We start from the raw sequence: 8187 nt of genomic DNA, 5'->3' as shown, positions 1-8187 counted from the left end.
ACCTCGTCGCGCCGGACCGTGCGGACACCGGGGACCCGCTCGCCGACCTCGTGGCGGGGATGGGAGAGTCCGACCCCGCACCCCGTGAGCCCGAGGACCCCGCGGTGCGGCGCTTGCTGCCCACGGCCCACCGCACCGACGCCGACCAGGCGGCAGAGTTCCGGGCGCTGACGGAGCACTCGCTGCGGGGGCGCAAGGTGCGCGTGCTCACCTCGGCCATGGAGGCCCTCAGCGCCACCTCGCCCCCGGTCGTCGACCTGTCCGGCGAACAGGCCCAAGACCTGCTGGTCGCGCTCACCGACGTCCGGCTCGTGCTGGGCGAGCGCTTGGGCCTGAAGGACGACGACGACTCGGCGGCGCTGCACGAGGAAGTGGTGCGGCAGGCCACCGACGAGCCCGATGACGAGGACGTCGAGCGGGCCCAGCGCGCCGCCTACTACGACTTCCTGTCCTGGTTGCAGGAGACGCTGGCGGCCTCGCTGCTGGACCGGAGGTGACGCCACTAGGGTGAACGGCACCATGAGCAGCCAGTCTTCCCCTCCCCACACCCCCCGCGCCGTGCCGTCCGCAGGTCATGACGTCCGCGTCAGGTTCTGTCCCTCACCGACCGGGACCCCGCACGTGGGTATGGCGCGGACGGCGTTGTTCAACTGGGCGTTCGCCCGGCACCACGGCGGCGCCTTCGTGTTCCGCGTCGAGGACACCGACGCCAGCCGGGACTCCGAGCGCTCTGTCGGGCAGCTGCTCGACGCGTTGAGCTGGCTCGGGCTGGACTACGACGAGGGCCCCGGGGTCGGAGGTCCTCATGCCCCCTACCGGCAGAGTGAGCGGGTGCAGGAGCATCGCCGCGTGGCAGGGGTGCTGCTGGAGGCCGGCTTCGCCTACGAGTCCTACTCGACCCCCGAGGAGGTCCAGGCCCGCCATCTGGCGGCGGGCCGTGACCCGAAGCTGGGCTATGACAACTACGACCGAGACCTGAGCGCCGAGCAGGTCGCCGCCTACCGTGACCAGGGCCGCGAGCCGGTGCTCAGGCTGCGGATGCCCCAGGAGGACATCACCTTCACCGACCTGGTCCGGGGCGAGGTGACCTTCGCGGCGGGAAGCGTCCCCGACTTCGTCATCATGCGCAGCGGTAACCAGCCGCTGTACACCCTGGTGAACCCGGTTGACGACGCCGCCATGCAGATCACCCACGTCATCCGCGGCGAGGACCTGCTCTCCTCGACGCCCCGGCAGATCGCGCTGTACCGGGCCCTCGTGGCCATCGGCGAGGCGCACGCCGTCCCGACCTTCGCTCATCTGCCCTTGGTGCTGGGGGAGGGCAACCGCAAGCTGTCCAAGCGCGACCCCGCCTCGGACCTGTTCCATCATCGCGACCGCGGATTCGTCCGCGAGGGCATGATCAACTACCTCGCCCTGCTCGGCTGGGCCATCGGCGGCGACCGCGATGTCTTCAGCCCGGACGAGCTGGTCGCGGCGTTCGAGGTCGACCAGGTCAACCCGAACCCGGCGCGGTGGGACCAGCGCAAGGCCGAGGCCATCAACGCCGAGCATCTGCGGGCCATGGCCACCCCCGAGTTCGCCGCTCGGCTGACCGCGGCCATGCAGGACATGGGCATCGTCTCCGAGCCGAGCTCGCCCACCGCAAGCGAGCGGATGCGCCGGCTGGCGCCGCTGGTCCAGAGCCGCATCCAGGTGCTGAGCGAGGCGGCGCCGATGGTGGCCCCGTTCTACACCTCCGATGGCGAGCTGCCGATCGCCGACGACGCCTGGGGACAGCTGAAGGAGTCAGCTCCCGACGTGCTGCGGGCCGCGCTCGACGCCCTCGAGCCCCTCGACGACGGTTCGGATGGGTCCGACGAGCGTGGCGGAGCGTGGGAGGCCAGAGCGATCGAGGCTACGCTGCGGGCCGCCATCGTGGACGGTCTAGGGATCAAGCCGCGGCTGGCCTTCGGGCCGCTGCGCACCGCGCTGTCCGGTCAGCGCGTCTCACCTCCGTTGTTCGAGTCGATGGAGATCCTCGGCAAGGCCTCGACCCTGAGGCGGTTGACCCGCCTGCTGGAGATGCTGACCCAGGCTCGGGCCCAGCCCGGGGAGAGCACCGAGCGGCCCTGACACCGATTTGGGCCGCCCCGACGCCGGACGGTATCGTTCATGCGCGGTCCGCCGGGAGCGTTCGGTCCCGGTCAATCCCTTTGGGGTATGGTGTAATCGGCAGCACGACTGATTCTGGTTCAGTTAGTCTAGGTTCGAGTCCTGGTACCCCAGCGCGCAAGGCAGACCTCTGCCCACGTGCGCACCGATGGCCCCGTTGTGTAGCGGCCTAGCACGCCGCCCTCTCAAGGCGGTAGCGCGGGTTCGAATCCCGTCGGGGCTACATCGCACGGCCCCCGATGCCAAGCATCGGGGGCCGTTTTGTTTTCTTCATGAATTCATGGATGCCCGTTCACGTAACGAGTCGTGTCCTATTTGGCGATGCAGGCGAAGATGCTTACAGTTACTCCCGGACAAGAAAATGCGTCGACCGCAAGGGGAGCCGGTCGCGTGTCCGTCAACGGGAGGGGAACCATGAACAAAGCAGATCTTGTCGAGAGAATTGCGCCGGAGCTGGGGGGACGTGCCGAGGCGACGAAGGCGATCGAGGTCGTCGTGGACGCTATCCTGCGCGAGGTGGCTGCGGGCGGCACGGTCGGGGTGACCGGTTTCGGAACCTTCGAGAAGATCGACCGGGCGCCTCGCACGGGACGCAACCCCCGCACCGGGTCTCCGGTGCCGATCGAGGCGACCAGTGCTCCGCGCTTCCGCCCCGGCACCTACTTCAAGAAGGTGGTCAGCGACCCCGGTGCGCTGCCGACGGAGGGTCTGGCCGGGGTACGCGCCAGCAAGCACGACGACGAGGCGCCCTCGTCCTCGGGTCAGGGTAAGGAACATTCCTACAAGGCCTCGGCCTGAAATACCCGGCTGGGTAATGGTGGGGGCAAAGGTTCGGTCAGGAATAGCCTAAGAATGAGGATCGTGTATTCGATGCGCGTTGCTCAGAGGATGGGCTGACCCTCACCAATCCCGACCAAGAACAGCTCCGCCACGCTGGTGTGGGCTTGTCGAAAGTCATTCTCGGCTGAGGCCTCATCGTCACCGGATACCTGAATGCAGACGCGTTGTCCCACACGCAGATGCCGCAGCCCGCTCGTGGCCCAGGCGTCGGCGCTGAACGGCAGGACCGCACCGTCGTCGCGCAGCACGCTGCCGGCCCCGGTCTCAGGGTCGAAGGTGTGCACACTGGCCTGCATGGGGTCAGCCTAGGGTGTCCTGGCCGTCGCGGGGGTGGGGCCCGGTGGGGTGCTCAGCAGGGTGGAGGTGTGCGGCCCGAGGCCCAGCTCGCGCGCCGCGCTGAGGTCGGCCTGCACGTCGACATCGCACCGCAGTCCGGGCAGGTCGTCCGGAATCAGCACCGCGCCCAGACGGTCGCGGTGCAGCAGCGCTGATCCGGTGCCGAACGAGGGCACCGGCCGCACCGCCCGCCCGGCCAGCAGCGTCGTGCCCTGTCCGTGACGGTCGGCGACGGCCGCGACCGGGAAGGCGGCGGCGCGCTCGAGTGCCGTGCGCAGCTCGCTGCTCCGCAGCGCCGGCAGGTCGCCCAGCAGCACCGCGACCGGGACCCCCGGGGGCGCGGCGGCGTTCAGGCCCGCCTCGACTGCCGCGTTGAGACCGCGGTCGGGCTCGTCGACCACATGACACCCGAGCCCGGAGGCGTAGTGGCGGATCTCCGGGTCGGCGGTGACCAGCCACACCGAGGATGCCTCCACGGTGCCGATGGCGGCGAGCAGGGTGTCACGGGCCATCGCGGAGGCCAGCGCAGCCCTGGACACCGCCGGTGGGGGCTCCAGACGTGTCTTGGCCCGGTGGCGGGATTTCACGGGCACGATGAGCTGCCAGGCCGGATCGTGGGGCACCGGCCCATCCTCACCCACTGACACGCGCAGTAGTGACAAGATGGCGCCCGTGAGACGTCGAGCGCAGCGGACGCCGGCCCCACGGCCCTACCGCTTTGCCGTCGCGGCGCTCCGGCCCCCGTTGGCCCTGGTCACCTCCCAGGACTGGTCCGGCCAGGAGCACCTTCCTGCGTCGGGTGGGTTCATCGTGGCGGTCAACCACCTCTCCGAGATCGACCCGTTCACGGTGGCGCACTTCCTGGTCGACCACGGGTACCCGCCCATGTTCCTGGCCAAGTCCAGTCTGTTCGACATCCCGGTGCTGGGACGCGCGCTGCGACCCTTGGGTCAGGTCCCGGTCTACCGCAACACCCGCCGAGCGGGTGAATCTCTGGCCGAGGCCGAAGCGGCGGTGCAGGAGGGTAAGTGCGTGGTGATCATGCCCGAGGGCACCCTGACCCGAGAGCCCTCCCTGTGGCCGATGCGGGGCCGGACAGGGGTCGGGCGTCTGGCTCTGGCCACCCGGGCCCCGGTGATCCCCGTCGGCCAATGGGGGCCGCAGCAGCTTCTCGCGCCTTATGCGCGTCGGCCCACCAACCTCTTCCGGCAACCCACCATGCGGGTCAAGGCGGGGCCCGCGGTCGACCTGTCGGACCTGTACGGCCGCGCCGCCGAGCGTGCCGCCATGGCGAGCGCCAGTGACCGGGTCATGCACGCCGTGGTCGCCCAGGTGGCGGCGCTGCGCGGTGAGGAACCCCCGGCGCAGCTGTTCGAGCGGGGGTCTGGCTCGTGACCCGGGTTGCGGTTCTGGGGGCCGGGTCCTGGGGCACGGCCTACGCGGCGGTCCTGGCCGACGCGGGTGCCACCGTGCGCATCCTCGCCCGCCGGCCGGAGGTCGCCGACAGCATCAACCGCGAGCACCACAACCCCGACTACCTGCCCGAGCTGATGCTGCCGGCGACCGTGGACTGCACCGTCGACCCTGCGGAGGCGCTGCAGGAGGCCGAGATGGTGGTGCTGGCGGTGCCCTCACAGTCGTTGCGGGCCAACCTGGACGCCTGGGGGCCGATGCTGCCTCGACGATCTGTCGTGGTCTCCCTGATGAAGGGCATCGAGGTCGGCACCGGCATGCGGATGAGCCAGGTGATCGAAGACGTGGGCCGGGTGGAACGGGAGCGCATCGTCGTGGTCTCCGGGCCGAACCTGTCTCGTGAGATCGCGGCCAAGCAGCCGGCCGCCAGCGTGATGGCGGGGGCGGACCACGACGTGGCGCAGCAGGTGGCGCAGGTCAGCGCCGCGCCCTACTTCCGTCCCTATACCCAGACCGATGTCGTGGGGACCGAGATCGGCGGAGCGGTCAAGAACGTCGTGGCGTTGGCGGTGGGGATGGCCGAAGGCCTGGGCTTCGGTGACAACACCAAGTCCAGCATCATCACCCGCGGGCTCGCGGAGACCGCGCGCTTGGGCGCTGCTCTCGGGGCTGAGCCAGCCACTCTGATGGGCCTGGCCGGCGTCGGTGACCTCATCGCGACCTGTATGTCGCCGCTGTCCCGCAACCACTCCGTCGGTGTGCAGCTCGGGCGGGGCCTGAGCGTGGCGGACGTGGTGGCGATCAAGCATCAGACGGCGGAGGGCCTGAAGTCGGCCGGGTCGGTCGTCGACCTGGCTCACCGCAACGGCGTGGACGTGCCGATCTGCGAGGGAGTGCTGGCGGTGGTCGACCAGCGCATGTCGCCGGCCGAGCTGGCCGAGGTGCTGATGTCCCGCGCCCGCAAGCACGAGCGGCACTAGGCTCGCTGCGCATGAGCCCCGACACACACCCTCTGACCGCGCCGGACGGGTCTCGCCGTCCCCGGGTCGCGGTCGTGTTCGGGGGCCGCTCCGCCGAGCACTCGATCTCCTGCGCCACCGCGGCCAGCGTGCTGCGGGCGATCGACCGCGACTGCTACGACGTGGTGCCGATCGGGATCACCACCTCGGGCGCGTGGGTCCAGGTGGAGGCAGACCCAGCGGCACTCGAGATCCGCGAGGGCCAGCTGCCGCAGGTTCCTTCCGAGGGCGATGAGGTGGTGCTGCCTCTGGGGTCCTCCCAGCGTTCGCTGACGGTCCGCGCGCCGGGGGAGGTGCCGCGCCTGCTGGGGGAGGTCGACGTCGTCTTCCCGCTGCTGCACGGTCCCTTCGGCGAGGACGGCACCATCCAGGGCTTCCTGGAGCTCGCGGACGTGCGCTACGTGGGCTGCGGGGTGCTCGCTTCGGCAGCCATGATGGACAAGCACGTCATGAAGGTGCTCTTCGCCAGTGCCGGACTGCCGATGGTCGACTACGTGGCGCTGACCGACCTGGACTGGAGACGAGACGAGCGGGACTGTCTGCGACGTGCCGGGGAGCTCACCTTCCCGGTCTTCGTCAAGCCTGCCCGCGCGGGCTCCTCGGTGGGCATCAGCCGCGTGGAGGGGCCCGAAGGTCTGCGTGAGGCGATCGAGCGGGCCCGGCTGAGCGACCCGAAGGTCATCGTGGAGGCAGGGGTCTCCGGGCGTGAGATCGAGTGTGGAGTCCTGCAGGGACGGGGCGAGGCCTATCCCCGGATCAGCGAGGTGGGTGAGATCACCGTGGCGGGGGAGCACGCCTTCTACGACTTCGAGGCCAAGTACCTCGACGAGGCGAACGTCACCCTGCGGTGCCCGGCCGACCTGCCCTCCTCGGTTCGTGAGCGCGTGCAGCAGATCGCGGCCCAGGCCTTCGACGTGGCCGGCTGCGAGGGACTGGCCCGGGTCGACTGCTTCTACACCTCCGCCGGGGAGGTCCTGCTCAACGAGATCAACACCATGCCGGGCTTCACCCCGTACTCGATGTACCCGCAGGTGTGGGCCGCCGGCGGCATGAGCTACCCGGATCTGGTGCACGAGCTCATCGAGCTGGCGCTGCACCGCCCTCTGGGCCTGCGCTGAGGCCAGGCTTCAGGTGCACGAGCCCAGAGTCTGCGGCACCACGTCGGCTGCGGCGGTGAAGGCAGGCATCACGAGCGCCTCCGTCGCGTACTCCTGCGGCACCAGCACCTGGATCGCGGGGTCTCGACCGTAGGTCGTGAACCGCACCCCGTCGTCGATCGGCACCGCGATCCAGTCCACACCTTCGATGTCCAGGCACTGGTCCGTCGTGGGGCCGGGGGGAGTGGCACCGCAGCGGGCGACGATCGCGGGGTCTCCCCAGGCGGCCACGGTCCTACTGTCGGCCGCGGTGATCCGGGACGGCTGTCCGCCGACGGTGTCCGGCCAGAACGCCGCCACCTGTGCGCACACGGGGTCCTCGTCCGCTCCTTCCAGGGGCACCACCTTGACCGCCCGCGAGCACCCTGAGAGCGCCACGGCCAGGCCGACCAGCGCTGCGGTCAGGGTGAGACGTGGACGACGGTGCATGTGGTGGTACGGGTGATGTGGGGAACGTCCTGGATCTTGGCGATGACCAGCCGGCCGAGGTCCTCGACGTCGGCGGCTTCGATCCTGGCGATCACGTCGTAGGGACCGGTGACATCCTCGGCGCTGGACACGCCAGGGAGATCGGCGACGGCGCGAGCCACGCTGGAGGACTTGCCCACCTCCGTCTGGACGAGGATGTAGGCGTGCACCATGGAGCTCTCCGTTCTCGCACGTCGCTGCGAACTGCGCCGTCTGCTGGCTCGACGCTACCGTGTCTGACCGTGGCAGACCTAAGGACTCCGGTGACGATCGCAGGCCTGGGTGAGTCGGGCCTGCTGGACACGGTGTTCGCGCGCTTCGCCACTGCGGCGCCACTCTGCTCGCCGGTGGCGCTGGGGCCCGGTGACGACGCCGCCTACCTGCGCGCCTCCGGGGGCGTGCTGCTGACGACCGACACGATGGTGCGTGGGCGGGACTGGCACGACAGGTGGTCCTCCCCCTCCGACGTCGGCGCCAAGGTCGTCACTCAGAACCTGGCCGACGTCGCGGCGATGGGCGGCGTCGGCACAGCCCTGCTGGTCACCTTGGTGGCCCCGGCCAGCACCACGGTCAGCTGGGTGGAGGACCTCGTCGACGGGATCGCCCGGACGGCGTCGCGGGCCGGGGCGCGGGTCGCGGGGGGTGACTTGTCGTCCTCCGGCGGCGGGGTGAGCGTCTCGGTGACCGCGGTAGGCGATCTTCCTGACGGCGTGAGCAGTCCGGTGCTGCGCTCCGGCATGCGCCCGGGTGACCTGCTCGCGGTCTCCGGACCGCTGGGCCGCTCAGCGGCCGGGCCCGCG

At 70.4% G+C, this 8187-nt stretch carries 11 protein-coding genes and 2 tRNA genes; 9 read left to right on the top strand and 4 right to left on the bottom strand.

Annotated features, from left to right (window positions below; all coding sequences use genetic code 11):
• The 5 genes from VJ976_RS07805 to VJ976_RS07785 all read left to right on the top strand — a co-directional run.
• Positions 1-497 (top strand): DUF2017 family protein (locus VJ976_RS07805; RefSeq protein ID WP_324099559.1); only part of this gene is annotated, 497 nt, incomplete at its 5' end.
• A gap of 22 nt (positions 498-519) precedes the next feature.
• A complete protein-coding gene (gltX, locus tag VJ976_RS07800) occupies positions 520-2115 on the top strand; it encodes a glutamate--tRNA ligase (RefSeq protein ID WP_324099558.1) in 1596 nt (531 codons plus the stop codon).
• An 81-nt stretch (positions 2116-2196) separates the two neighbouring features.
• Positions 2197-2268, top strand: a tRNA-Gln gene (locus VJ976_RS07795).
• 36 nt (positions 2269-2304) lie between these two features.
• Positions 2305-2377: transfer RNA gene (locus tag VJ976_RS07790), tRNA-Glu, on the top strand.
• Between the two features lie 191 nt (positions 2378-2568).
• Positions 2569-2952, top strand: a complete 384-nt coding sequence (locus VJ976_RS07785) for an HU family DNA-binding protein (RefSeq protein WP_324099557.1) — start codon at positions 2569-2571, stop codon at positions 2950-2952.
• 83 nt (positions 2953-3035) lie between these two features.
• Here the strand turns inward: VJ976_RS07785 and VJ976_RS07780 are convergent, their stop codons facing one another.
• Positions 3036-3290 (bottom strand): hypothetical protein, encoded by a 255-nt coding sequence (locus tag VJ976_RS07780; protein ID WP_324099556.1) that lies wholly within the window; start codon positions 3288-3290, stop codon positions 3036-3038.
• A 9-nt stretch (positions 3291-3299) separates the two neighbouring features.
• Positions 3300-3953 (bottom strand): 2-phospho-L-lactate guanylyltransferase, encoded by a 654-nt coding sequence (gene cofC / locus VJ976_RS07775; RefSeq protein WP_324099555.1) that lies wholly within the window; start codon positions 3951-3953, stop codon positions 3300-3302.
• Between the two features lie 40 nt (positions 3954-3993).
• Between cofC and VJ976_RS07770 the strand changes: the two genes are divergently transcribed.
• From VJ976_RS07770 to VJ976_RS07760, 3 genes are read left to right on the top strand one after another with little or no spacing between them, the layout of a single operon-like run.
• Positions 3994-4725, top strand: coding sequence for a lysophospholipid acyltransferase family protein (locus VJ976_RS07770; protein WP_324099554.1), 732 nt, complete (start codon positions 3994-3996; stop codon positions 4723-4725).
• On the top strand, positions 4722-5723 hold the full coding sequence (locus VJ976_RS07765; protein WP_324099553.1) for an NAD(P)H-dependent glycerol-3-phosphate dehydrogenase: 1002 nt from the start codon (positions 4722-4724) through the stop codon (positions 5721-5723). The genes VJ976_RS07770 and VJ976_RS07765 overlap by 4 nt, the downstream gene beginning before the upstream one ends.
• A gap of 11 nt (positions 5724-5734) precedes the next feature.
• Positions 5735-6880, top strand: coding sequence for a D-alanine--D-alanine ligase family protein (locus VJ976_RS07760; RefSeq protein WP_324099552.1), 1146 nt, complete (start codon positions 5735-5737; stop codon positions 6878-6880).
• 9 nt (positions 6881-6889) lie between these two features.
• Here the strand turns inward: VJ976_RS07760 and VJ976_RS07755 are convergent, their stop codons facing one another.
• Positions 6890-7348 (bottom strand): DUF3515 family protein, encoded by a 459-nt coding sequence (locus tag VJ976_RS07755; RefSeq protein WP_324099551.1) that lies wholly within the window; start codon positions 7346-7348, stop codon positions 6890-6892.
• Positions 7321-7560, bottom strand: a complete 240-nt coding sequence (locus VJ976_RS07750; RefSeq protein ID WP_324099550.1) for an Lrp/AsnC ligand binding domain-containing protein — start codon at positions 7558-7560, stop codon at positions 7321-7323. The genes VJ976_RS07755 and VJ976_RS07750 overlap by 28 nt, the downstream gene beginning before the upstream one ends.
• A 90-nt stretch (positions 7561-7650) precedes the next feature.
• Between VJ976_RS07750 and VJ976_RS07745 the strand changes: the two genes are divergently transcribed.
• The coding region (locus VJ976_RS07745; protein WP_324099549.1) for a thiamine-phosphate kinase at positions 7651-8187 on the top strand (537 nt) is incomplete at its 3' end.

Origin of the sequence: Ornithinimicrobium sp., assembly GCF_035267225.1 — a bacterium.
GTDB lineage: Bacteria > Actinomycetota > Actinomycetes > Actinomycetales > Dermatophilaceae > Ornithinicoccus.
The sequence above is the reverse complement of the archived record's forward strand: the minus strand, read 5'-3'. Positions and strand labels throughout refer to the sequence as shown.